This window comes from Desulfosporosinus metallidurans, assembly GCF_001936615.1.
Classification (GTDB): Bacteria; Bacillota; Desulfitobacteriia; order Desulfitobacteriales; family Desulfitobacteriaceae; genus Desulfosporosinus; species Desulfosporosinus metallidurans.
Genome location: NZ_MLBF01000059.1, coordinates 1 through 25193 on the forward strand (window position 1 = coordinate 1; position 25193 = coordinate 25193).

Consider the following 25193-nt stretch of genomic DNA (forward strand, 5'->3'; position numbering starts at 1 on the left):
TAATTATCAAAGCTTGCCAGTTTCCGGTTGTTCGATATTTCCTCCCTGTCTTAGTCGATCCATTTCCAAAGCGAATATCTTCTCCGTTAACGTTTGATTTTTTGATCTGAGATCCTCGTTTTTAATCATAAGATCATCAATTTTACGTTGGTACTCATCTTTAACTTTCTGTACCGTTTCTAAAATTCGGCGTTCAGACTCAAGGAGCACTTTATCCACTTCCAGCTTATGAACTTCTTTAAGTTGCTGAACGTCTTTGGTATAGGTTACCTTCAGTTCCTGCCCTTGCTTGCGAGCTGCTTCTTCCACTTCGATCCGAAGTTGCTCAAGGTTGGCTATGGTCTGCTGAGCTGTCTCCAATTCTGAATGGAGATGGGTCAGTTTTTGCTGGTCGGAAAGTGTATTCTCTTGAAGGTCTTTGATCTCTGCCTTTAATGGATCCACGGCCGCAGCTTTTAACTCAAGCATTTCTATCTTTTGGCTTAATAAATCCACCGTCATCTTATTCCCTCGATGGGTCTCCTCCAACTCTTGATTACGATCCGTGACTTCTTTAAGTCGAGTTTTGGTCTCAGAGTGAGTAGTTGCAAGATTTTCTAGCTCCTTGGCCAAATTAGTCGTTTTCTTTAGGAGTTCTTCTTGAGTTTCTTTATGTTGAGCCTTCAGAGCATCTAGGCGTTCCGTATAGTCCTTTTTTATGTCCTGTACTTTTTGCAAGGACCCTAGAAAGATGTTCTCTGCCCGGTTTAGATGATATCGGATCTGCTGCATATCATCACTGCGATCAAGCTCGCTTCCAGCCTCAAGTTCAGAGTAATAACGGGTCACCATCGCGGCAAATAAATCTTTATGATTCAGTCCGGTCTTCTTAGTTAATTCCTGGATCCTCTCGGTAACATCCGTGGTCGTCTTGACGGAATAAGAATCGGGTTTTACAACTAAATTTAGCTCATCGCTCACTTCTTGACGCTCCTTAATTCACTTATGGTATACGTTGATTTGTTTCCAACAATATGTATTATAGGTATACCTGAATACTTACAGTATACCATTGGAGTATATTGGTATAAAGAACTATTTTAAAACCCATGATTTCATGCGAAGATTGATTAAAGAAGCTTAGAATTCTTTAAAGAGAACGTTTTGACTTAAAATTTAATTACGAGTCTACTATATTTTAACGAATGTTACATAAGGAGAGTGTGTCACATTCGCGAAAAGAGCCCAAACCCAAGCGTACCAAAGGGTTTAGGCTCTTTTCTTTGTTTAGAAAGTTTAATGATATAACTTCAATGTGTCACAATTAAATGATATACTAACTTATGGCACATTAGGCTAAATGTCGTTTTTAACAGCGCTTGAACACGGGTTTGCACGCGTTCAATTATTGAGAAAGAGGGAGGTGCGCGTTGGATGGAATTTGTCGAACCTATACGAGATCGAAAGAAGATTGAAGCCATAAAAAAGGTCCTTAGAGGGAGTAACCTGAGAGATCATGTGCTTTTCACGCTAGGGATCAACTCTGGGCTTAGAGTCAGCGATCTTTTAAAGCTCAAAGTCTCTGACGTCTTGGATGAAAAGGGGAGAGTTAAAGATCGGATTACCGTCCGAGAAAAGAAAACAGGAAAGACTAAGACGTTTCCGTTTAGCGATACTGTTATAAAAGCGCTGAGGGAATATCCTTTGGGTACCCTTCCCGAAATGGCCTTATTTCCTTCACGCAAGGGTGGTGGGCCGATCACCCGACAACAAGCATATCGAATCATAAATGACGCGGCTAAAACGGTAGGGATTAAGGACAAAATTGGTACTCATACGCTACGAAAAACCTTTGGCTACCACGCTTATATCGCTGGAGTGGACGTAACCCGCATTCAGTCTCTGCTCAATCACGCTTCACCGAAAGAAACCCTACGTTACATAGGAATCACCCAAGATGAGTTGGATGATGTGTATTTGAATCTAAATCTATGATCCTAGATAAAAAAATTTCTTTAAAGGCAGGGGGAAAACTCAATTGGACATGAGTAGTAAACAACTTAACCCAGATATAATAATCATTGGCGCCGGTATTATTGGATTAAGCATTGCTTATCACCTTCTGGAGGCTGCACCAAAACTATCGGTAACCCTATTGGAAAAGGAAAAAATGCTGGGCGGGGGTTCCACTGGTAAAGGTACTGGCAGTATCCGTTACCAACTCAGCAGTCCCCAGCTCCGACGCCTAAGTCTTCTCAGCAGAGATTTCTTCCTTAAGTTTGAGTCAACGTTTGATGCCCCAATTTGGTATCTGGAAAAGGGGTGCTTAATGCTGGCCGCTGATGAGGGATCGTGGAATCATCTGCAATTGACCACTGAACAAGTCGTAGCGGATGGCATACCTATGGAGTTATTGAAACAGGAAGAACTGCTGAAAAACTTCCCATATCTCCACAGTAGCCGCTTCCTGGGTGGAACATTGTGCCCGTGGGATGCCTATGCTGACCCGTATGCCGTTTTGGCAGCACTTTACGCAGCGGTGCGCCGCAAAGGCGCTACCGTTCATTTTGGCCGGGAAGCAACGAAACTCATCCTCAATGGAGATACTATTAAAGGCGTCGAAACCGGGCAAGGGACGATTTGGAGCCCACTCATAGTGAATGCCGCAGGTCCGTATGCTGCCCAGTTAGCGGCAACGGTGGGAATTACGCTTCCTGTGCAACCCTTCCGCCGTCAGGTATACGTCTGCACCAATCCCAAAGATGTGCCACCGGCTACTCCCTTGATCGTGGATTTGTCCACTGGTTTTTACTTGCATCAGGAAGCCAGCGCAAGGACGGTATTATTGGGGGGAACCGATAAAGACACCTGGCCTGGATTTGAAGAAGTGGTTGATAAATCTGTGGCAGAAGATTTTTTTCTAGCAGCAACCGAGACAATCCCTTCCACCATCGATATAAAATGGCTGCGCACGTATACAGGAATTTGCGAACAAACGCCTGATTTTCACCCGATTATCGGCGAAGCTCCAGGATTAAAAGGATTTTTCTTGGCTAACGGGCTCAGCGGGCATGGCTTTATGCATGCACCCGCCGTCGGACGCATCGTAGCAGACCTAATTTTAAACGGCAAAACTGAACAGATCGACATTAATTTATTCCATCCGGATCGATTCGCCAAAGGTTACCTTACTGAACCAATATTGTTAGATAATTACTCGGTAAAAGATGCAGTGAGAACATAATTTGCAAACATGTTGAACTACATCCTCACGGGTGCCGGAAAGAATTGAGAGCAACAGGCTGGTAATATAAAGCTACAAATTCGCTACACTTGTAGCGCTACAGTGTATTATTCAAACAGTTACTTACGTAGATTAGGTATGCATAAATTTAAGGTGTAGATTACATAACATGTTGATTTTCGAACATGAACCGAACGATGTGAATCAACTTTGATTTTTGCGTATTCCGACAATACATTACATTTTATACGGTTGATATTATCTCGATATAGTACTAGAATATGCGAGTGCGCAAATTTGTTTGGGAGGGTATTCTAGAGATGGAACTGATGGTTCATGAACAAATAGAAGAATTAAGAATGCAAATGCAAAAAATTGCTTCGGATAAAGATCTTACGGATCCGAAAGTGGTAAGGGTTAGCGAAAAGCTTGACATATTGATTAACGAGTTTTATCTCAGTCAAGAAAAGATAAACAGACGTAGTAGAAGGGCAGGGTAATTTCTTTTCTTCGGCTGGGTTTAGTAGTATTTTTTCTAACAATTTCACCAAGCGGCGACATCAAACTACTGAAGGGACACCAGGATTTATATCGCCTCCGGATTGGTACATACCGCCTACTTTTTGAAATTAACCACACCGAAAAGATCGCGTACATTAGGCCATAGATTCCCGTGGAGGATATACAAGTAACCAAAAGCCAGCTTTCCTTTGAGTAAGGGAAACTGGCTTTTTGAAAAACTATTTTTACAGCATTTGAGGAATATCAATATCAAATCTCTATTATTGCGGAAGTAACCAATAAACTTACCATCTGGAAATAGAATATGCCAAAAGGATCCTCAGATTGTACGTAACGAAAAAAGGAATGAATGGCTGCAAGCTAAATGATTTCGAGGCAATTACAAGGGCGGTAAAACAAGTGGTTAATCGCAAAAAAACAGTTGACAGGCCATAAGAATCCTCTTAATATTAAGGTTGAATAAAAATGCAGATAAATGTATAAATTCACTCGAAAGTCAGGGGTATTAAATGAAAAAAGTTTCCGGACACGGTAACTATATTCGAGGGGAAGGTTTGATCGGTCAAATCGGAGAATATGTTGGTGCCTTTGGCAAAAAGGCCTGCCTTTTTGGTGGGAAAACATCACTAAGCCTTATATCAGATCCGATAACTAAAGACCTTTCACAACACGGTATTGAGGTGCTCCCTCCCATTTGGTATGGGGGAGAATGTAGTGAGAGTAATATATTCAACCTAAAAAATCAAGTCGAGGAGTTTCATCCCGATGTTCTTTTGGTCGCGGGTGGCGGAAAAGCAATCGATACCGTTAAAGCGTTGGGATACCTACTGAACCTCCCTGTGATAGCGATTCCCACGATTGCTTCGACCTGTGCTGCAGCGACTTGTATATCCATTCTTTACGATGATAAGGGAGAGTATCTTGAGATCAGCCGTAAATCCAAAACCCCCGATCTGATCTTTGTCGACACTCAAGTTATTCTCGAAGCACCCGTTCGGTATTTGACTTCTGGGATCGGCGATACGTTAGCAAAATGGTTTGAATCCAAGGCTTCAAACCAAAAAGCAGAACCGAATGCTTTTAACTGCGGTGCCGTTGCGTTAGCGCGATTTGTTTATGAACTCCTATTAAAGGAAGGCAAGAGTGCCGCCGAGTCGATACATAAGGCGGTCATTTCAAGGGAACTCGAAGACGTTATCGATGCAATTATCGTAGTGAGCGGAAGTATAAGTAACTACGGTGGAGATGATTGTCGAACCGCCGCAGCTCATGCCGTCTATTCAGGACTCACCATTTTCCCGGAAGTTCATGAGGTATACCACGGAGAAATTGTTGCGTTCGGAATATTGACCCAATTGGCTATCGAAGGTCGTCCAGATGAAGAAATCCTTGAAGTAATTTCTTACTATAAACAAGTCAATTTACCTAGGACCTTAGGCGAGATGGGGATTGATACTTCCCTTATTTCGGATGAAAAATGGAAAACACTTGGCAGTGTTACCGTTGAAATCGAGGATATGGCTAATATGCCCTTTGAAGTTACTCCTCAAATGGTGATCGATGGAATTCATCGTGCAGATCAACTGGGGCGCACAGCTATTTAATTCTAAGGAGTTATCGCTTTGCGGGGAGAAGGAGAGAATTCTATGAACGTAAATAATATCGTCCGCAAGGTTTATCCTAAGTTAACACCTTATAAGTGCGAGCTAGCGGATCTACCAGTCGATGAGATTAAAGCGGTACTTGGTAAGGAAACGGTTTACAAGTTATCCTTCAATGAAAGTCCATTAGGTCCATCGCCTAAAGTAATCCAAGCGATGACTGATTCACTTTACGATCTAAACCTTTATCCCAGCTCAGCAGGGGATTCGATCATGAAGAAAATCGCTGAGATCGAGGGAATCAGCCCAGAGCAGGTTATTCTTTCCAATGGTGCCGATGAGATGATCATCCTTATAGCCCAAACCTTTTTGGAGCCAGAGGATGAAGTCATCATACCGAAACTGAGTTTCATTCAATACCTTGCAGCGACAAATCTTATGGGAGCTACACCGGTCTTTTCTGAAATGAAAAAAGATCTCTCGTATGACTTAGAAGATATACTGAGTAGAATAACATCGAAGACCAAGGCAATCTTTTTGTGTAATCCGAACAATCCAACGGGTACAATCATTCCTAAAACCGCGCTTGTGAAGTTTTTAAGTAATATACCGGATCATATTATGGTTGTAATCGACGAAGCCTACCAAGAATATGCTGTTTCACCCGAATTTGAATCCGGGGTTCGTTATATAAACCAACACAAATTCCTCTTTGTGGTTCGTACCTTTTCTAAGGCTTATTCTTTGGCCGGTGCGCGACTTGGATATGGTATTGGGACGATGAACGTGATAGATGCTATAAATCATGTTCGCCCGCCGTTTAACGTCAATGCCGTCGTTCAAGCGGGAGCATTAGCCAGCTTAGAGGATATTGAGCATATTCAAGAAGCAAAGGCACTCAATAATCAGGGTAAAGAAATGATGTATGAAGTACTCGAATCACTGGGATTACCCTATCTAAAAAGCGATACCAATTTCGTTTACATTGATACCAAAGTTGATAGTAGCGTGATATTCCAAAAGTTAGCTGAGTATGGAGTGATCGTAAGAACGCTAAAGGGTTACGGGCTGGATACATCCATTCGCGTATCCGTAGGGAAGCACGAGGAAGTACTTGCTTTTGTTAACTCTCTAAAAAAAATAATAACCCAAGCGTAAACGTTTAGTTTTCAAATTGATCAATCAGTCTAACGTGCCCCCAAAATGAAAGGAGAAAAGACATGAAAAAAATTGTGGCCCTTGTTTTAGCACTGGTTCTGATTCTGAGTTTAGCAGGTTGTGGTGCCTCAACTACCTCTAAAGAGCAAACCAAAGAAGGGCAAGCAACAGCTCAAAAAGCTCCCTTAAAAGTGACTTTGCCGACCTGGACCGGTTATGGCCCCTTATTCCTTGCACAAGAGAAAGGACTCTTTAAAAAACATGGAGTTGATGTTGCGTTGACGATCGTTGACGGATTAGCAGAGCGTAAGCAAGCTTTAGCCGGCGGTAAGATTGATGGCATGGCAACAGCCCAAGATGTTCAGGTTACACTAGCAGCATCGGGAGTTCCTGTTCAAGTCGTATGGCTTTTAGATGATTCCTACGGTGGGGACGGAATCCTTGTCAAGAAAGAAATTCAATCCGCTGCTGACTTAAGAGGGAAGAAAGTTGCCTTTGAAGTTGGTTCTACAAGCCATTTGTTGATGCTAACTGTGTTAAAGAAAGCCGGTTTAACGGATAAGGATGTTGAAGTGGTACCCATGTCAGCTGGGGACGCTGGAGCCGCTTTTATGGCTGGAAAAGTCGATGCAGCGGTCACTTGGGAACCTTGGCTTTCCAAAGGAGCAAGTGCCAATGGTAAAGTGTTAGTTTCCACTAAGGATCTTCCGGGGATTATCGTGGATAGCATTAGCTTTAGACAAGAAGTGATTGAAAAACGTCCGGATGATGTTAAAGCCTTTGTTGCTGCGATGGCAGAAGCAATGGACTATTGGAAGAATAATAAGGACGAATCGGATCAAATTATGGCTAAAGGCTTAAAAATTGACTTGAAAGAGTTTACTTCTACGGTTCCTGGTCTTAAGTTCCTTTATAAAGAGGACAATAAGAAATTATTTGGAACAAGTGCAAATCAAGGTTCAATCTATCAAGCAACAAAGAGTGACATTGATTTCTACGTTGAGCAAAAGATTATCGATAAAGCCATTACTCCGGAAAGTATTATCAATTCCAAGTTTGTTGAAGGACTGTAGGAATGAAGTAAGGAGTGCCCGCAAGGGCCTCCTTATTTAATGTCTAACGTCTTAAAAACAATGTCTTAGGTAACCGGACACTTAAAACACATTGAAAGGGGGAGTCGCGATGTGGAAAAACATTTTTGCTCCGAAAAAGGAAATTTCTAAAGGTTTATATACTTCCGCGGGGCTCTCGGCCTTCATACTCTTTATTTTGATGTGGTCGATTCTTAGTTATACCGGAATTGTGAATCCGTTATTTCTTCCGAGTCCCGGTAAGGTCATTGACGCGGCTATCAATCTTTTTTCTCAAGGGGATATAGTAAAGGATATTGGAATCAGTTTTACAAGGGTGAGCTTAGGCTTTTTGCTGGCTGCAATTATCGGTGTACCCTTAGGGATTCTTATGGGGACACTCCGAATCATGGAAGGATTTTTAGAGCCCTTAATGGGTTTTATCCGCTATATGCCTGCTTCAGCATTTATTCCCCTCTTCATTTTGTGGATTGGTCTAGGTGAAGGGGAAAAAATGAGTGTCATTTTCTTTGGGACATTCTTTCAGTTAACCCTGATGGTTATGGATGTGACCAAGAACGTCCAAAATGATTTAATCGAAGTATCTTATACTTTGGGAGCAAATAAAGCACAGATCTTTAGCAAAGTGATCCTTCCCGCTTCTCTTCCAGGTATCGTGGATACTTTAAGGATTACATTTGGTTGGGCTTGGACGTATTTGGTTGTAGCCGAAATCGTCGGTGCGTCGAGTGGTTTAGGGTATATGATCATGCAGTCCTCCAGGTTCTTAAGGCCTGATAAGATTTTTGTGGGAATCATAATTATTGGCTTGCTGGGTCTAATGACTGACATTATCTTTAAGTTCATCTATCGTGCTTCATTCTCTTGGATGAGAAAGGAGGGAGTGTAAATGGATCATAAACTTGTCATTGACCAAGTGGGCAAAGTGTTTTCTACCAAGGGGGGCGAAATGGTCGCACTCGATCGTACGTCGTTTAAGGTAAAAGAAGGCGAGTTTATTACTATCCTCGGACCTTCAGGGTGTGGAAAATCCACCATATTAAGGATCGTGGCGGGACTTGAAGAACCAAGCTCAGGAAAGGTGTACCTTGATGGGCATGAGGTGAAAGGCCCAGGCCCTGATCGAGGTATGGTATTCCAGTCTTATACCCTTTATCCTTGGTTAAACGTGGAAGATAATATTGCTTTTGGATTAAAACTAAAGGGAACCTCTCAAAATCAATGTAAAGAAGTAGCACAACATTATCTTGAGCTTATTGGGTTAAGTGGTTTTGAGAAACACTATCCGATCCAATTATCTGGGGGAATGAAACAGCGGGTGGCGATTGCCCGTGCGCTTGCAAATGACCCTGAAATACTCTTAATGGATGAACCGTTTGGTGCCCTAGATGCTCAGACTCGGAGCATTATGCAGGAAATCCTGCTCAAGGCGTGGGAAGAGTCAAAAAAGACGATTCTCTTTATCACTCATGATGTGGAAGAGTCCATCTTTTTGGCGGATTCCGTTTATGTCATGACAGCTAGACCAGGACGTTTAAAAGAGAACATCCCTGTCAATCTGCCTAGACCTCGCGATTATAATATTAAGAGCAGCTCAGAATTCTTAAGTCTTAAGACACGGTTACTTGATCTTATCCGTGAAGAAACCTTGAAAGCCATTAAGTAATGAGCGAACGTTTAAAAATAGTTGACAAACAAAGCTATAACGTTTATTATTTACTAAATTAAGATAAACCGATGAGCAAGAGAAGTAGGTTTAGGAACGTATTACAGAGAGCCGCTGGTTGCTGGGAAGGCGGTATACAGGAATTTACTGAATGGACTTGCGAGGGCGGCCTGAAACCGAAAGGGAGTAGACGTCGCCGGGAACCCTCCCGTTACCAGTAGGGTGCGCATGATGGTGCGTAAAACGAGTGGGTAATTTATTTTACCAATTTGGGTGGTATCGCAGAAGCTACAGGCTTTTGTCCCTTGACAGGGGCAAAGGCTTTTTTAGTGCTCAAATACGCTTTATAATCTGAACAACAAATAAAAAATAAAAATAAACCGATGAGCAAGAGAAGTAGGTTTAGGAACGTATTACAGAGAGCCGCTGGTTGCTGGGAAGGCGGTATACAGGAATTCACTGAATGGACTTGCGAGGGCGACTTGAAACCGAAAGGGAGTAGACGTCGACGGGACCCTCCCGTTACCAGTGGGGTGCGCATGATGGTGCGTAAAACGAGTGGGTAATTTATTTACCAATTTGGGTGGTATCGCAGAAGCTGAAGGCTTTTGTCCCTTAACAGGGGCAAAAGCTTTTTTTTACCAGTCAGAAAGTATATGTTTTGGGTGGCATAAGTGCAACTGAGGCGACCGCCTTCGCTAAGGCTTGGCGCTAGCCAAGTTTTCTTTAATTGCACAAATACACTTATTATATCTGAGAGAAAGGCGTTTCATCCTATCAATTGATGAAATAAGGTGAAGATGATGAATAAACCAGATTGTGAAGAAATACTGACCTTGGCTAAGGAGTACAGCGTGATACCCATATGTCGGGAAATCTATGCTGATATTATTACACCTATTACACTACTGCGCAAGTTGTCCGGGATTAGCAAACGCTACTATCTGCTGGAAAGTGTAGAGGGGGGTGAAAAGTGGGGTCGGTACTCCTTTTTGGGATTTGATCCGCTGCTGCGAGTGTCCTGTAAAGAACAAATGGTGACCATCGAACGGAATGGTGATATTACCCAGATACAAACGAAGGCTCCTCTGGACGTGCTGCGAGAAATTCAGAAGGACTATAAATCACCGAAGCTGCCGGATATGCCACCCTTTACCGGAGGTTTTGTAGGCTATTTCGCTTATGCCATCATTGGTTACGCGGAACCGAAATTAAAAATAAAACGAGGGGACTGTAACGATTTTGATCTTATGCTGTTTGACAAGGTGATCTCCTATGATCATCTAAAACAAAAAATCTGCATTGTGGTCAATATGAAAACTGATAATGTCCTGGAAAACTACGGACGGGCCATGGCTGAACTCGAAGTCATCGCTGGCATCCTACGCAATCCTCAGCCGTTGCCAAAACTCGAGAGTGATAAAAATGTGCACTTTACCTGCAATATGAGCAAAGATGACTACTGCACTCTTGTGGGGCGGATAAAAGACTACATTCTGGATGGGGACATCTTCCAGGCTGTTCTCTCCAGGCAGTTTGTCACGCCTTACAAGGGAAGTCTCATGAACGCTTACCGGGTATTGAGAACGACCAATCCCTCCCCCTATATGGTCTATATGAATATCGACGGAGATGAGATTATGAGCTCCTCTCCCGAGACGCTTGTACGGTTGAAGAACGGTCGGCTTACGACTTTCCCAGTGGCAGGCTCCCGCCCGAGAGGAAAAACGGAGGAAGAGGACAAACAACTGGAACAAGAGCTTTTGGCCGATGAAAAGGAACTTTCCGAGCATAATATGCTGGTCGATCTGGGCAGAAACGATCTGGGGAAAATTTCCGAGTACTCTTCTGTCGAAGTTACGGAATATATGATGATTCACCGCTACTCAAAAATCATGCATATCTGCTCTCAAGTGGAAAGCAACATTCTGCCCGAATGTGACGGATACAGCGCCATTGAGGCAGTATTACCTGCAGGTACTCTTTCCGGCGCACCGAAGATCCGGGCGTGCGAGATTATTGAGGAGTTGGAAAAGGAACCGCGCGGGATCTACGGAGGTGCGCTGGGATATCTGGATTTCACGGGGAATATGGATACCTGCATCGCCATTCGCATGGCTGTGAAGAAGAACGGAAAAGTTTATGTTCAGGCGGGCGGCGGGATTGTGGCGGACAGTGTACCCGAAAACGAGTATGAGGAATCCGCCAATAAAGCGCTGGCCGTGATGAATGCTATCCGCAATGCAGGGGAGGTCGATGAATGATGATTTTACTGATCGACAATTACGACAGTTTTTCCTATAATCTGGTGCAGCTTGCCGGCAGCATTAACTCAGATATTTTGGTCGTACGCAACGACGAACTGACCGTGGAAGAAATCGAAGCGCTCAATCCCTCCCACATCATCCTTTCACCCGGGCCGGGCTACCCGAAAGATGCCGGTGTCTGCGAAGATGTGGTCCGAAAGCTAGCAGGAAAATCATCAATCCTCGGAGTCTGTCTCGGTCATCAGGGAATCTGTGAAGTATACGGAGTGGAAATCAGTCACGCAAGGCAACTTATGCACGGAAAGAAAAGTCACATCCAAATTGACAACACCTTTCCCATCTTTCGTGGGCTTCCCCAACGGATCGATGCGGCACGTTACCATTCCCTAGTCGCTCGGAAAGAGACGATGACCACTCAACTACAGGTAATTGCGGAAGACGACATGGGCGAAGTTATGGCGGTAAAACACAAAGACTATGACGTTTACGGGGTACAGTTTCATCCAGAATCCATCTTGACCCCTATGGGGCACGTTATTTTGGAAAACTTTTTGGAATTATAGTAGAGATCGGTAACAAAGCCTGTTCTTCATCTCAGGAGCATTTCTGAAAAATTAAATTATAAGGAGGAAAATATGATGATACAGAAAGCAATACAGGAAGTACTCAACGGAAAAGATCTTGACTTTGAAACGACCAAAGTGGTTATGAGGGAAATGATGGACGGTACAGCCACCCAAGCTCAGATGGGTGCCTTGCTGGCAATACTGCGGATGAAGGGAGAAACAGTAGAAGAGATTACGGCCTGCGCGACCGTCATGCGTGAAAATGGGCTGAAAATTACACCGGTGCGCAAGGTCATTGACATTGTCGGAACCGGTGGCGATGGCGTGGGCACCTTCAACATCTCGACCACATCTGCTTTTGTGGTCGCGGCAGGCGGGGTTCCAGTAGCAAAACACGGCAACCGCGGCGTATCAAGCAAAAGCGGCGCGGCCGATGTGCTGGAGTGTCTTGGGATCAACCTGAACCTGTCCCCCGAACAGAGTGAAAAAATTCTGGAGCAGAGCAACATCTGCTTCATGTTCGCTCAGCTCTATCATTCTTCCATGAAATACGCAGCACCAGTTCGTCGGGAAATGGGGGTGCGTACCATCTTCAACGTCTTGGGACCCCTGTCCAATCCGGCGGGAGCCACCATGCAGCTCATGGGCGTTTACGATCGCAAGCTGGTGGAACCGCTTGCCCAGGTGCTCTCCAACCTTGGCGTGGTGCGCGGCTTGGCGGTCAGCGGCAGTGACGGTATGGATGAGGTGACACTCACTGGTGAAACTCATGTTTGCGAGATTCGCCATGGCGAACTAACGACCTACGATATCACCCCTGAACAGTTTGGGTTCAGTCGCTGCAAGCTGCAGGATCTGGTGGGCGGCACGCCCGAAGAAAATGCCCAGATTACACGGGACATCCTAAGCGGCAAGGATAAGGGAGCAAAACGTGATGTAGTGGTGCTCAATGCGGCAATGGCGCTCTATCTTGGCATTGACAACTGCACTGTGGAGGACTGTCTCCAAAGGGCACAGGAACTGATCGACAGCGGAAAAGCTGCTGCCAAACTGGCTGAGTTTTGCAAACTAACCAATGAGGTGCAGCCATGATACTCGATACCCTAGCAGCTTCCGCCCGTACTAGGGTAGAGCGGAACAAAGCGCAAATCCCGTTTGGACAAATCAAAAAAGCGGCCAGTCGCGTCGGCCCTGAGACAGGTTTTCCTTTTGAAAAGGCGCTGCTCAGACAGGACATCAATTTTATCTGTGAAGTCAAAAAGGCGTCCCCTTCCAAAGGGGTGATCGCGCAAGATTTCCCCTATTTACAGATTGCCAAAGACTATGAGCAGGCTGGAGCCGCCGCGATCTCCGTGCTAACCGAGCCGGACTATTTTCTAGGCAGCGACGAATTTCTTTTTCAGATACAAAAAGAGGTTTTCATTCCTGTCCTGCGCAAGGACTTTACAGTGGATACCTATCAGATCTATGAGGCAAAAACAATCGGTGCGTCTGCAGTCCTACTCATCTGTGCCCTGCTGGACACACGGACCATCCGGGACTATATTTCAGTCTGTGACGAGCTTGGTCTGTCCGCGCTGGTGGAAGCTCACGACGAACGGGAAATCGAATCTGCGCTTGCGGCAGGTGCGCGAATCATCGGGGTTAACAACCGCAATCTCAAGGATTTCACAGTGGATATCAATAATAGCGTGGCACTTCGGAAACTCGTTCCGGAAAACATCCTCTTTGTAGCAGAAAGCGGCATTCAAACAGCCTCAGACATTGACGTGCTACGTCAGGCCAAAGTCAACGGCGTGCTGATCGGAGAAACCCTAATGCGCAGTCCGGACAAGGGGAAAATGCTCGAAGAACTGCGGGGAGGAGTCCTATGACCCAAATCAAACTCTGCGGACTAACAAGGGAAGAGGACATCGCGGCCGTCAACCGCTGGCGGCCGGACTATGTTGGTTTTGTGTTTGCCAACAGCCGACGGCGGGTGACGCCTGAACAGGCGCGCTATCTCAAAGACGGCCTAGATCCTCGTATTAAAGCAGTGGGTGTTTTTACTAATGAACCGGTGCCATTCATTATCGAACTCTGTGAGACGGGAGTTATCGAGATGGTACAGCTTCACGGCGATGAAACCGAAGAGTATATCCGGGCGCTCAAACGGAAAACCGCGTGCCCGGTGATCAAAGCGATACGAGTGCAGAGTACGGAACAGCTTCTGCAGGCAGAGAAGCTGTCCTGCGACCTGCTTTTGCTGGACGCCTACCAAAAAGGACAGTACGGCGGCAGCGGAAAGACCTTCGACCGCGCATTGATTCCCAGGCTGCATAAACCGTTTTTTTTAGCTGGCGGCTTGGAAAGCGGCAACATCGCGCAGGCGGTCGGGGAATGTCATCCCTTCGGCATCGATGTGAGCAGTGGTGCCGAAACGGACGGCCTGAAGGATGAATCTAAGATCCGGCAGATCATTGAAATAATTAGAAGTAGGCCTTCTTTTACTAGTTGACAGATCAAAAACACCCTCCTAACGTCTTTCACGCACTTAACTCAACCTGCCTCTCGGTATTTTTTCATTGATATTCGAACAGAAGGGGGGTATAATAAGAACATTAGTTCGAATAATATCCAAATACACGTACTGTGAGGTTGAGGAAATGAACGATGTATGCGTTGATTACAATCTGTGGGTAGACTATGGCTAAACGATATATTTTTCATATTGACGCGAATTCCGCTTACCTCTCTTGGGAAGCTGCATACCGGCTCCAACATGGCGATCCACTCGATTTACGGACAGTTCCGTCGGTCGTTGGTGGTGATCCAACCACTCGTCATGGTATAGTGCTCACTAAATCAATACCAGCTAAGAAATTTAAAATTGAGACGGGCGAAACGCTTTACTCTGCCTGCCAAAAGTGCCCTGACCTTGTCATTGTTCCTCCTCATTATGGTCTTTATCGTCAGTGCAGCGATGCTATGGTTGAGATTTTGAGAGACTATAGCCCATCCGTCCAACGGTTTTCCGTCGATGAATGTTTTCTGGACTTTTCTGGCATGGAGTTACTTTCAGACGACCCCATTAAAACTGCCCACGAGATAAAAGACCGAGTAAAAAATGAGCTCGGCTTCACTGTGAATATTGGAATCTCAACGAATAAACTATTAGCCAAAATGGCTGGTGAGCTTAAAAAGCCAGATATGGTACACACTATCTTCCCCGAAGAAATACCGACGAAAATGTGGCCCCTACCTATTGAGGAACTATTCATGGTCGGAAGAGCAACCTCCAAAAAACTGAGATCTAGGGGTATTCAAACAATTGGAGACCTCGCAAAGTTTGATTTAAAGATACTTAAGCTATTTCTAAAATCACATGGGGTATTAGTCTGGAATTACGCTAAAGGCATTGATTATTCACCTGTACGAACTGGTGGTACTATTGAAGTAAAAGGTATGGGGAATTCTACGACCATTCCCTTTGATGTGGAGGACCGAACTAATGCTCACCTTGTTTTGCTTTCCCTCGTCGAATCTGTAAGTTCTCGTTTGCGGCAGGCTAATGTATTAGCCCGTCTGATATCAGTATCTTTCCGAACGAATGAATTTTACGGTTGCTCCCACCAACGGAAACTCTTTAACCCCACTGATTGTACGGATGAACTATGGGAGATAGCCTGTGAGCTTTTCGATGAGCAATGGGAGGAGCAACCGCTTAGACATATGGGGCTGCGCGTATCGGAACTCTGCCAAAACGATTTCTTCCAGACTTCCCTTTTTGGTAAGGATTACGATAAACGACGTAAGGTCGATAGTGCAGTCGATGTAATTAGGTCAAAGTACGGATCTTCAGCCATTTTTAGATCGGCATTCCTTAATAGCGGGCTCCACTCTATGACTGGCGGTGTCGTCGAAAATGAAGATTATCCGCTGATGACGAGTCTTCTTTAAAATTTACATTGCTAGTCTAGGAGAAAAATTCTATACTGAAACTATAGCGGTTTTACGGAGGAGAATTGGAAATGAGTCTAAAATTCATTAAACGAATCCCAACTGCCGATGAAATTATAGAGCAGATTCCTTTGCCAAAGCACATTAAAGATATTAAGGAAAAAAGAGACAGTGATATTAGGGATATCTTTGAAGATAAGGATGACCGATTTATCCTTATAATAGGTCCATGTTCAGCGGATAATGAAGACTCTGTCTGCGAGTATATTGAAAAACTTGCTGGGGTTCAGGAAAAAGTAAAAGATTCAATTATAATTATTCCAAGAATCTATACCAATAAGCCGCGAACGACGGGTGAAGGGTATAAAGGCATGGCGCACCAACCAGACCCAAGCAAAAAGCCAGATTTATTTGAAGGAATAAAAGCCATCAGAAAAATGCATTTAAGATCATTATGTGAATTTTACATGCCCGCCGCCGATGAAATGCTCTACCCGGAAAACTATACCTATCTCTCAGATGTATTAGGATATATTGCAATTGGGGCTCGTTCCGTCGAAAATCAGCAACACAGATTAACAGTGAGTGGTGTTGACACACCAGTAGGTATGAAAAATCCTACAAGTGGTGACCTGTCAGTCATGTTGAACTCGATCATAGCTGCACAGCAGGGTCATACTTTTAACTATAATGGCTGGGAAATTGAAACAACAGGCAATCCTCTTACCCATGCTATTTTAAGAGGTGCGGTGGATCCTTATGGTAGAAATATCCCGAATTATCATTATGAGGACTTAATACGCATTGCTAACGAGTATGAAAAACTACAATTGTTAAATCCGTCTATTATTGTAGACACAAACCATGCAAATTCTATGAAGTGCTATGCTGAACAGCCAAGAATCGCAAGAGAAGTATTAATGAGTAGGAAATATGACACTTTACTTAAGAAAATGATCAAGGGTCTCATGATTGAGAGTTATCTATTAGAAGGTAAGCAAGGCATAGGGGAGAATATTTATGGAAAATCAATCACGGATGCCTGTCTTGGATGGGAGAGTACAGAGAAATTAATTTATTATGTCGCGGAAAATATTTAAAAAGCCCCCCTTGTTTGGTTTGTTCCCATCACCTTGCCCAAGTTCTGGCTAAGGTGATGGTTTTATTATTTTCTGATATCGGTATCTATGGCAGGAATATTTAGGAAACCTGTTGAATTCTAGGTGAGAGTACTCGGCGAAACATGCTTGTGAGCCGTCATTTTGGAGAAATTATGAAAAAAAAGTTTCTAAATATTATAGGTATTGTGGTCCTATTTATGGCCCTGGTTAGCTTTTGGGGATACAACAACTATTTTAAGCCTGACCCGAAAATCCAACAACAACTTAATAACCAGTTTGGGGCAGAATTTTTTAATTCATTTGCTGATGAAAAAGCAGTTAACACTGTAAAATCAGTGGATGATTTAGCAAAGAAGACTGATATTCCAAAGATTGTATCTATGCTGGAAAAGGCAAAAGTGCAGGAGGAAGACAAAAGAGTGACAGCTTCAACTCCTGTGAATGAAACTATTGTTGCGAAACCGGTTACGCAAGACGAAATTAATAATAAGTATACGCCTAAGTTTAATTATTTACAGAATGTGGCCTTGGGCCGTTTAGATACTTTGTATTCAGCGGCAATTCAGGAGTATGTGCAGAGCAGTAAAGCTGGCACATTGAACCGTCCAGAGCTGGTCCAAAAATATATTCAAGCCGGAACCATGCTTGAGGCTAACATGGACAGCCAATTTTACAGTACCTTAAATGCGATGCAGGCTGAACTGATTGCTAATAATCTTCCCATCGATAGTGTTGGTGTTATTAAGATTGAATATGAAAAAGCTAAGTCCGATAAGCGATCACAGCTATTGGCCAAAGCCCGCAAATAACTATCACGATCGATATAATAATCAACTCTCTCGATGTTGGCGGATTCAGTATCTGGATATGGCAGGAAAATCCGACTAATATCAATGTGTAGAAGGATAATTATGAGACGAAGAAGAAATATTAAATTATGACGTGTCAACTATGGGAGGTACTCAATGAAAAAGGTATTTTATATTCTAATTACCCTGGTAATGGTGTCGCTTGCAGGTTGTGCACCCAAGGCACCTATAGCATCACAACCCCCGGCATCAAGTCAAACACAAAGCCAGCAGAACCAGTCTATTCAACCAACTGAGCAAAATCAACCAGCACAACCGGCAAATCAGGCTAAGAACAAGACCTGGAGTTCGCCGCCATCTATGCAAATTGACCAGAAAAAACCTTATCACGCAATTATTCACACGAACCTTGGAGACATTAGTATTAAGTTATTTCCAGAGGATGCACCAAAAACGGTTAATAACTTTAATTTCTTGGCGCGTAATCACTATTTCGATGGATTAAAATTTCACCGAGTGATTAAAAACTTTATGATTCAAACCGGTGACCCAAAAGGGGACGGCACAGGTGGTCCAGGTTATAAATTTGCTGATGAGTTATCGTCTAAACATACTTATTCGCCTGGAGCTGTAGCAATGGCTAATGCCGGACCAAATACGAACGGCAGTCAATTCTTTATCGGTTCAGGCCAAAACGTTGCAAGTTTAAACCAGAACCCTGCCTATACGATTTTTGGTCAGGTAGACGGAGGAATGGATGTTGTGGAGAAGATTTCCAGCGTCAGGGTTGGCTCCAATTCATCAGGCGAAGTGAGCTCGCCTCTCGACCCAGTTTATATGAAATCGGTGGAAATATTCGAAAAGTAGTAATAACTAGGGCCGCCTTTTTAATGCGGACGGCCTAAGAAATTAGCTAAGGATAACGTAAATCAGCACTGCTGGATTTAGTTAATGAATAAAACCTCATAAAGGAGGAAATTACGATGGTGGGTAAATCAGTTAATTATTCGCAAGTAACTATGTCAAATGTCATGCTTCCACAGCATGCCAATCCATCGGGTAATGTTCATGGTGGCGAGATTATGAAATTGATGGATAGTGCTGCTGGAGTTGTAGCCCGACGACATGCCCGCACAAACGTTGTTACCGCACGAGTAGACAAACTTGAATTTCATCATCCCATCCATGTTGGCAACGTTGTAACCTGCTATGGAAAATTAACTTTTGTTGGCAAAAGTTCAATGGAAGTCTCAGTCACCGTAACAGTTGAAGATGTGACTATTGACGAACCTGCTAAAACAGCTTTAACGTCATACTTCACTTTTGTTGCCTTAGATGAGAGGGGAAAATCCCAACAAGTGCCATCTCTCGAACTTACAAACGAGGAAGAACGTTGCTTATTCCGGGAAGGGCAGCAACGTTATCTGGCTTATAAGCAACTTGGTAAAAAAGCAAGCAATCTTCAGTAATAATCATAGATTGCTATAAATATCCTACTTAAACTTTATTAATGCGGCTGAACGTTTAAGTTGTTCATCTAGAACCTTAGCATAAATTCTTGTTGTTCTAGGGTCGGAATGCCCTAAAGCGTCTTGCACAATGGCAAGGTTATCCGTTTCGTTAAGTAGCAATGTAGCAAACGTTGAACGCATTTTGTGAGCACTAAAACCATCCGTATTATGGCCCATTGTTTTGAGAATCGTCATATACTTTGTTATAAGATTCTGTACAGCTCGCGTACTAATTCTTTTTCCTTGCATGGAGAGAAATAAAGCCTCTGATTTACCCTGAGCATAACGTTGTCGTTCATTTTGCAGATAATCATTCAACGCTTCGCTAATTTCAGTATTAAAGTATATGACAGTTTCTTTATTTCCCTTGCGAATTACTTCAAAATAGCCTTTATTAAGATATGTTGTTGTGAGATTGAGATTACAAAGTTCAGATAAACGCAATCCAGTACCTAGGAAGGTAAGGAAGATAGCATAATTTCGTTTCTCGATATAATTATGGTATTTAAGCTCGTCTTTAGACAAACCAGTTCCGTTCGTTAAAACGTCAGTAAGGTCAGCAATTTGATTAGGTTCAAGAGCCTTCGGAAGCTTTTGAGAGACATTAATAGGGTCTAACTTGATCGTGACATCTTTGGCTATCATATCCTCACGTACTAAGTAGCGGTAAAGAGATTTTATCGCTGCTTGTTTGCGTGCAAGAGCGCGTACTCCATTATTACGTTTAATACTAGCCCAGCTCAAATAGGATTCGATATCACGATGACCGATAGTTTCCATATTTAACAAGCTTATGTCTTCTGGAAAAGTAGGGAAGGTAAGCATGGAATTGCACAGGAATTGAAAAAAAAGACCAAGTTCATGAGTATATGCATATTGAGTAGTCTTTGATTTATTAATGACAGCTAGGTGATTAATAAAATCTTGTGCGAAATGGGGAAGGGTGGTAGAAGTAACTACATGATTATTTGCCATAAAAAAACCTCCGTATTCAACTTTTCCAAGGGCGTAGGTTCTAAGAACCTTTTGATTAACTGCTTGTAGCGCTTTATAATTAAGTAGTAGTGTTTTTGAAGTACGGTTTTATTTATATTTAAAGTAATATCCTTTGTTGGTTGGAAGAACGGGAGGAAAGAGAAAATGCCTATCACGGAAATACTATCGCGTAATGCCAAGACATATGGACAGGAAACATGCCTGACTGAGATTAATTTGGATCTCCAGGAAAGTCATAATGTCACTTGGCGTGAGTATGAATTGATTGAAAACAACCCGGCAGGCGAATACCGACGAGAAATGACCTGGCGCGTTTTTGACGAGAAAGCAAATCGACTGGCCAATCTGCTGCTGAAGAGGGGAATAAAAAAAGGGGATAAGGTTGCAATTCTGTTAATGAATTGCCTGGAATGGTTGCCGATTTATTTTGGAATATTAAAAATCGGAGCCATCGCAGTACCGTTAAATTTTCGCTACACGGCTGAGGAAATTAAATATTGTTTAGGTTTATCCGAAACCATTGCCTTAATTTTCGGGCCTGAATTTATCGGCCGGGTGGAAATGATTTATGATCAGATACCTAAAGTGAAGACACTTCTTTTTGCAGGAGAAAACCGTCCTTCTTTTGCTGAAAGCTATGATCGCCTTACGGCCAATTGTTCTTCTGAAGCGCCAAAGATCAAGCTTACGGAGGAAGATGATGCAGCAGTATATTTCTCCTCGGGGACTACGGGATTTCCGAAAGCAATTCTGCATACGCACCACAGTCTGATGTCAGCATGTTATGCGGAATATAAACACCATGGTCAAAAGCGAGAAGACAATTTTTTGTGCATTCCACCGTTGTACCATACTGGCGCCAAGATGCATTGGTTTGGCAGTTTACTGGCAGGGAGCAGAGCCGTATTGCTTCGCGGAGTTAAGCCTGAATGGATACTCAAAACAGTTTCTGAAGAAAAAATTACGATTGTCTGGCTTTTGGTTCCCTGGGCACAGGACATTCTGGATGCCATAGAAAGAGGAGATGTGAAGCTGGAAGATTATGATCTTGCCCAGTGGAGGCTGATGCATATCGGTGCGCAGCCGGTTCCACCCAGCTTAATTCGTCGCTGGAAAAAGTGTTTTCCTAACCATCTTTATGATACGAACTACGGTTTGACCGAATCTATCGGTCCTGGATGTGTCCATCTAGGCACTGAGAATATTCATAAAGTCGGAGCTATCGGAATACCCGGTTACAATTGGGAAGTCAAGATTACCGACGAGAATGGATGCTCTGTAGCTCAGGGACAGGTTGGGGAATTAGTTGTCAAGGGGCCGGGCGTGATGAAATGCTACTACAACGCCCCTGAAGCGACTGAGGCAGCAATCAAAGGTGGCTGGTTGTTTACCGGAGATATGGCCCGGATGGATGAAGACGGCTTTATTTATTTGGTTGATCGGAAAAAAGATGTGATTATCAGCGGCGGAGAGAATTTATATCCGGTACAAATTGAAGATTTTATGCGTGCTCATAATGCAATTAAGGATGTCGCGGTCATTGGATTGCCGGATGAGCGTCTGGGTGAAATCGCAGCTGCTATCATAGAACTTAAACCAGGCTGCAAGTGTACTGAAGAAGAAATAAAGTCATTCTGCGCTCCAATGCCGCGTTACAAACGTCCGCGTAAAATTATTTTTGACGAAGTCCCGCGCAATCCCACCGGCAAGATTGAAAAACCACGTCTGAGGGATAAATACGGTGGATTAAGTTTAGTGGCTACTCAAACGGAGAGATAAAATCTGAATTCAAAGGTGACATTTACCACAGAAATTTATCACTATCTATAATTCTGCTGACAAGCTTGAAGTAATCCCCCTCAAATGGGATATCCCTGTTCGCAATCAGAACTGAAATCCCGTGGACCAAACCCCAACAATAAAGCATGAGCTCCTTTTCCACCATAGTCTCATTGGGGGAATTATTTTTATAGCGTTCAACTGCACTGAAAAAGGTATGAAAGGGGTGACCGTCCACAAAATGGTTCTCGGCGAGACGGGAATCTAGACTCATTTTGGACTTGATATCGCTAAAAAAAAGCAAACGTAGATATTCAGGGTTTTTCACAAAAAAATCTACATAAGCTATGCCCATTTCCTTCAGCTGCTTTTTGGGGTCATCCGGGAATTTGATCAAAGCATGCTTTAGGCTTTGATCAAATTCCTTTGTGGCTTCCATCGCAATAGCGGCAATCAACTCGTCTTTGTCCTTAAAGTGGCGATATGGGGCTGTCTGGCTGACATTGCAGGCCTTGGCCACCTTGCGGAGTGAGAACCTCTCATAGCCTTCCTGATCCAGGAGTTTGAGTCCCATCCGGATCAACTCGGCCTTTAAATCCCCATGATGATAGCTTTGATTCGGCATCCGACATCTGTTCCTTTCACTACTTTTATGAATAATAATGTTTAACATCATTATAACACCTGATGTTGACAACGTAAACTTCTGCCATTATACTAAAGTTGACACAGTAAACATTAGAGGGAGTGAAACGTATGCAAGCACTCATTATCTCAGATAAAGAGTATCAGACGAAAACCTTTACCCGGTTAAATCAAGTGCTGAGCAGATCTATAACTGAAAAAGACTTCAAGGTAAAAGAAACTCAAATTGGCAGGAATGATCTCGCTTTTTGTGTGGGTTGCTTTGGCTGTTGGGTGAAAAAACCGGGGGAATGCGTCATTAATGATGCCATGACCCAAATCAATTATGACTTTATCAATAGTGACGTAGTTGTCTATCTTTGTCCGGTTGTTTTTGGACAATTCAGTGCCAATATTAAAAATTCCTTTGACCGTTGGATTCCCAACATCCTTCCATTCTTCGAAACAAGGCGGGACGGATCAACAATGCATCCGGCGAGGTATAGCTCATATCCGAAACAGATAATCATCGGCTATGGAGACGAACTTTCAGATGAAGATATCACGCTATTTATCGATGTCACCACCAAACATCGCCAGAACGTGGATGTGCTGATTTATCAGGGTGACGACGCAGAAATATTACAAGCTTTCGACAATCTAACCCTTAAGAAAGTAGGTGCACTACAGTGAACAAGGAACCGAAACGCGTAGTCCTTATCAGTTCCAGCCCCAAAGTATCGGAGGTAAGTGCATCAGGGTTGTTAACTGCTAGACAAGAAAAGCTGATGAAAACAGAGGGGTTGGATGTGTATTCGCTGGATGTGCGTCAAAGCCTGATGAAAGGGAGAACTGAATCCGACTTTGAGGCTATGCTGCAAGCGGACGCCTTGGTGTTTAACTTTCCCCTTTACGTATTTTGCTTGCCCGGTATACTCATGCGCTTCCTGCAGGACTACTATGCCTACTGGACTCAGCGGCAGGACGGAGTGGGGGGAAGCAGGATTTATGCTGTGGTCAACTGCGGATTTCCGGAAGCCGACATCAATCGGGAGGCAATCCGGGTCATTGGAAGCTTTAGCCGTAATACAAATAATGTTTTCCGTTTCGGTGTTATGATCGGTGGTGGCGGAATGCTCCTTGGCGCCCAAGGTACACCCTTTGTGCGTAAAACCATGTCGGAATTGAACAAGGCATTTAGTTTGATGGCTGAAGATATCATCAAAAGCAGAGAAGATGTTGTAGAAAACATATCCGTTGCACTGAATTTTCCTAGGAAATTATACTTTTTCATGGGCAACAAGGGTTGGGTTTCCATGGCCAAGACAAATGGCCTGAAGAAAAAAGACTTATACTGCAAGCCATATTCTAACCTCTAAAATTTTAACACTCTATTTTTAATAACTGGGTGGTCGCTAGTTAGCAACTGTAGCGACCTTGATAACCGGGGAAGTTGTGTAATTCTTGGGGTGTAAGGGGATGTTTTCATTTTTCACATTTTCCATTATCTTCACATATTCTCCATACGAAGGTCATGAAACTGCCACAAGTTTATACTATTATAAAAACAACAGATGATTATCACTCGCAAGTTCAGTGGTTAATAGAGCTGTGTTGTTCAGGTCAGCAATTAGAAACCGCTAATATTTCTATTAACACAGAGTTTAGTTTTCAGCAATGGGCAAAACGAATATGAGCAAAATCCCATGAATTACCAATTTAAAAAGTTGAAAGGTGGTGTTGCGTATGAATTGTACCCAATGAACGATGGAATGGAATCTAACATATTTGTTCAAATAATGCAAATTGGAAAGAGGCTATTATAACAATGAGAATTACGAAAACGAAAACAAAAACAATCGCAATTGCTACTGCTATTACAACACTTTTATCTGCAAGTGCTGTTTTTGCAGCTACTTCAAGCAGTAATACAATAAAAACTTCGAGGTCTACTCAAACACACTTGGGCGGAGTTAACAACGGGTTCAAAAGTCACTTGGACAGTCTCTTAACGGCGGGAACAATTACTCAGGCTCAAGAGGATGCTATTCAAGCTGCTATTACTCCTGAAAAGGGCGACTTCAAGAGAGGACCCCAGGAAGGATCTAAATCTAACTTCGCAGCTCTCGTAACAGCAGGAACGATAACTCAAGCTCAAGCAGATGCAGTCACAACTGCGATTACGACAGCTACAAAATCAGCAGGTGGAGTTAAAACCGCCTTGGACGCTCTCGTAACGGCGGGAACAATTACTCAAGCTCAAGAGGACGCTATTACTCCTAAAAAAGGCGACTTCAAGAGAGGACCCCAGGAAGGACTT

General features: G+C 43.4%; 24 protein-coding genes, 1 pseudogene and 2 other annotated features. Of the genes and pseudogenes, 22 read left to right on the plus strand and 3 right to left on the minus strand.

Features of this window, described 5'->3' with window-relative positions; translation table 11 throughout:
* Window positions 1-6: 6 nt before the first annotated feature.
* Window positions 7-960, minus strand: a complete 954-nt coding sequence (locus DSOL_RS21985) for a coiled-coil domain-containing protein (RefSeq protein WP_075366913.1) — start codon at window positions 958-960, stop codon at window positions 7-9.
* A 453-nt stretch (window positions 961-1413) separates the two neighbouring features.
* Between DSOL_RS21985 and DSOL_RS21990 the strand changes: the two genes are divergently transcribed.
* The 18 genes from DSOL_RS21990 to DSOL_RS22080 all read left to right on the plus strand — a co-directional run bounded on the left by DSOL_RS21990 (window position 1414) and on the right by DSOL_RS22080 (window position 19432).
* On the plus strand, window positions 1414-1974 hold the full coding sequence (locus DSOL_RS21990; protein WP_075366914.1) for a site-specific integrase: 561 nt from the start codon (window positions 1414-1416) through the stop codon (window positions 1972-1974).
* 49 nt (window positions 1975-2023) lie between these two features.
* Window positions 2024-3223: an NAD(P)/FAD-dependent oxidoreductase gene (locus tag DSOL_RS21995; protein WP_235838955.1), complete on the plus strand. Its 1200-nt coding sequence runs from the start codon at window positions 2024-2026 to the stop codon at window positions 3221-3223.
* A 320-nt stretch (window positions 3224-3543) separates the two neighbouring features.
* On the plus strand, window positions 3544-3723 hold the full coding sequence (locus tag DSOL_RS22000; RefSeq protein WP_075366916.1) for an aspartyl-phosphate phosphatase Spo0E family protein: 180 nt from the start codon (window positions 3544-3546) through the stop codon (window positions 3721-3723).
* Between the two features lie 531 nt (window positions 3724-4254).
* Window positions 4255-5349 (plus strand): iron-containing alcohol dehydrogenase family protein, encoded by a 1095-nt coding sequence (locus DSOL_RS22010; RefSeq protein ID WP_075366917.1) that lies wholly within the window; start codon window positions 4255-4257, stop codon window positions 5347-5349.
* Window positions 5350-5391: 42 nt separating this feature from the next.
* Window positions 5392-6504 (plus strand): histidinol-phosphate transaminase, encoded by a 1113-nt coding sequence (hisC, locus tag DSOL_RS22015; RefSeq protein WP_083642920.1) that lies wholly within the window; start codon window positions 5392-5394, stop codon window positions 6502-6504.
* Between the two features lie 62 nt (window positions 6505-6566).
* Window positions 6567-7577: an ABC transporter substrate-binding protein gene (locus DSOL_RS22020; RefSeq protein WP_075366918.1), complete on the plus strand. Its 1011-nt coding sequence runs from the start codon at window positions 6567-6569 to the stop codon at window positions 7575-7577.
* Between the two features lie 109 nt (window positions 7578-7686).
* Entirely contained in the window at window positions 7687-8484 is a 798-nt protein-coding gene (locus DSOL_RS22025) for an ABC transporter permease (RefSeq protein WP_075366919.1), read from the plus strand.
* Window positions 8485-9261 carry an ABC transporter ATP-binding protein gene (locus DSOL_RS22030; RefSeq protein ID WP_075366920.1) on the plus strand — a complete coding sequence of 259 codons (777 nt, stop codon included), beginning with the start codon at window positions 8485-8487 and terminating at the stop codon, window positions 9259-9261.
* Window positions 9262-9323: 62 nt separating this feature from the next.
* Window positions 9324-9570 (plus strand) — a binding site (T-box leader).
* Window positions 9571-9635: 65 nt separating this feature from the next.
* Window positions 9636-9880 (plus strand) — a binding site (T-box leader).
* A 184-nt stretch (window positions 9881-10064) separates the two neighbouring features.
* Complete coding sequence (locus DSOL_RS22035) at window positions 10065-11525, plus strand: anthranilate synthase component I family protein (protein ID WP_075366921.1); 1461 nt, start codon at window positions 10065-10067, stop codon at window positions 11523-11525.
* Entirely contained in the window at window positions 11525-12091 is a 567-nt protein-coding gene (locus tag DSOL_RS22040; protein ID WP_075366934.1) for an anthranilate synthase component II, read from the plus strand. The genes DSOL_RS22035 and DSOL_RS22040 overlap by 1 nt, the downstream gene beginning before the upstream one ends.
* A 75-nt stretch (window positions 12092-12166) precedes the next feature.
* Complete coding sequence (gene trpD, locus DSOL_RS22045; RefSeq protein WP_075366922.1) at window positions 12167-13186, plus strand: anthranilate phosphoribosyltransferase; 1020 nt, start codon at window positions 12167-12169, stop codon at window positions 13184-13186.
* Entirely contained in the window at window positions 13183-13968 is a 786-nt protein-coding gene (trpC, locus tag DSOL_RS22050; RefSeq protein WP_075366923.1) for an indole-3-glycerol phosphate synthase TrpC, read from the plus strand. The genes trpD and trpC overlap by 4 nt, the downstream gene beginning before the upstream one ends.
* Window positions 13965-14591 (plus strand): phosphoribosylanthranilate isomerase, encoded by a 627-nt coding sequence (locus DSOL_RS22055; RefSeq protein WP_075366924.1) that lies wholly within the window; start codon window positions 13965-13967, stop codon window positions 14589-14591. The genes trpC and DSOL_RS22055 overlap by 4 nt, the downstream gene beginning before the upstream one ends.
* A gap of 188 nt (window positions 14592-14779) precedes the next feature.
* Window positions 14780-16033 carry a Y-family DNA polymerase gene (locus DSOL_RS22060; RefSeq protein WP_075366925.1) on the plus strand — a complete coding sequence of 418 codons (1254 nt, stop codon included), beginning with the start codon at window positions 14780-14782 and terminating at the stop codon, window positions 16031-16033.
* A gap of 71 nt (window positions 16034-16104) precedes the next feature.
* Window positions 16105-17133 (plus strand): 3-deoxy-7-phosphoheptulonate synthase, encoded by a 1029-nt coding sequence (locus DSOL_RS22065; protein WP_075366926.1) that lies wholly within the window; start codon window positions 16105-16107, stop codon window positions 17131-17133.
* A gap of 173 nt (window positions 17134-17306) precedes the next feature.
* On the plus strand, window positions 17307-17963 hold the full coding sequence (locus DSOL_RS22070; RefSeq protein WP_075366935.1) for a hypothetical protein: 657 nt from the start codon (window positions 17307-17309) through the stop codon (window positions 17961-17963).
* 156 nt (window positions 17964-18119) lie between these two features.
* A complete protein-coding gene (locus tag DSOL_RS22075; RefSeq protein ID WP_075366927.1) occupies window positions 18120-18830 on the plus strand; it encodes a peptidylprolyl isomerase in 711 nt (236 codons plus the stop codon).
* A gap of 116 nt (window positions 18831-18946) precedes the next feature.
* On the plus strand, window positions 18947-19432 hold the full coding sequence (locus DSOL_RS22080) for an acyl-CoA thioesterase (RefSeq protein WP_075366928.1): 486 nt from the start codon (window positions 18947-18949) through the stop codon (window positions 19430-19432).
* Between the two features lie 24 nt (window positions 19433-19456).
* On the opposite strand, the gene DSOL_RS22085 is transcribed toward DSOL_RS22080, so the two are convergent.
* Window positions 19457-20449 (minus strand): tyrosine-type recombinase/integrase, encoded by a 993-nt coding sequence (locus tag DSOL_RS22085; RefSeq protein ID WP_075366929.1) that lies wholly within the window; start codon window positions 20447-20449, stop codon window positions 19457-19459.
* A 165-nt stretch (window positions 20450-20614) separates the two neighbouring features.
* On the opposite strand from DSOL_RS22085, the gene DSOL_RS22090 reads away from it, so the two are divergent.
* Window positions 20615-22249 carry a class I adenylate-forming enzyme family protein gene (locus DSOL_RS22090; RefSeq protein WP_075366930.1) on the plus strand — a complete coding sequence of 545 codons (1635 nt, stop codon included), beginning with the start codon at window positions 20615-20617 and terminating at the stop codon, window positions 22247-22249.
* A 22-nt stretch (window positions 22250-22271) separates the two neighbouring features.
* Here the strand turns inward: DSOL_RS22090 and DSOL_RS22095 are convergent, their stop codons facing one another.
* Window positions 22272-22874 carry a TetR/AcrR family transcriptional regulator gene (locus tag DSOL_RS22095; protein WP_075366936.1) on the minus strand — a complete coding sequence of 201 codons (603 nt, stop codon included), beginning with the start codon at window positions 22872-22874 and terminating at the stop codon, window positions 22272-22274.
* A gap of 131 nt (window positions 22875-23005) precedes the next feature.
* Between DSOL_RS22095 and DSOL_RS22100 the strand changes: the two genes are divergently transcribed.
* From DSOL_RS22100 to DSOL_RS22110, 3 genes and pseudogenes are all read left to right on the plus strand, one after another.
* Complete coding sequence (locus tag DSOL_RS22100) at window positions 23006-23566, plus strand: flavodoxin family protein (RefSeq protein ID WP_075366931.1); 561 nt, start codon at window positions 23006-23008, stop codon at window positions 23564-23566.
* Complete coding sequence (locus DSOL_RS22105; RefSeq protein WP_075366932.1) at window positions 23563-24252, plus strand: NAD(P)H-dependent oxidoreductase; 690 nt, start codon at window positions 23563-23565, stop codon at window positions 24250-24252. The genes DSOL_RS22100 and DSOL_RS22105 overlap by 4 nt, the downstream gene beginning before the upstream one ends.
* Before the next feature lie 449 nt (window positions 24253-24701).
* A pseudogene (locus DSOL_RS22110) lies at window positions 24702-25193 on the plus strand (hypothetical protein); the annotation flags it as partial.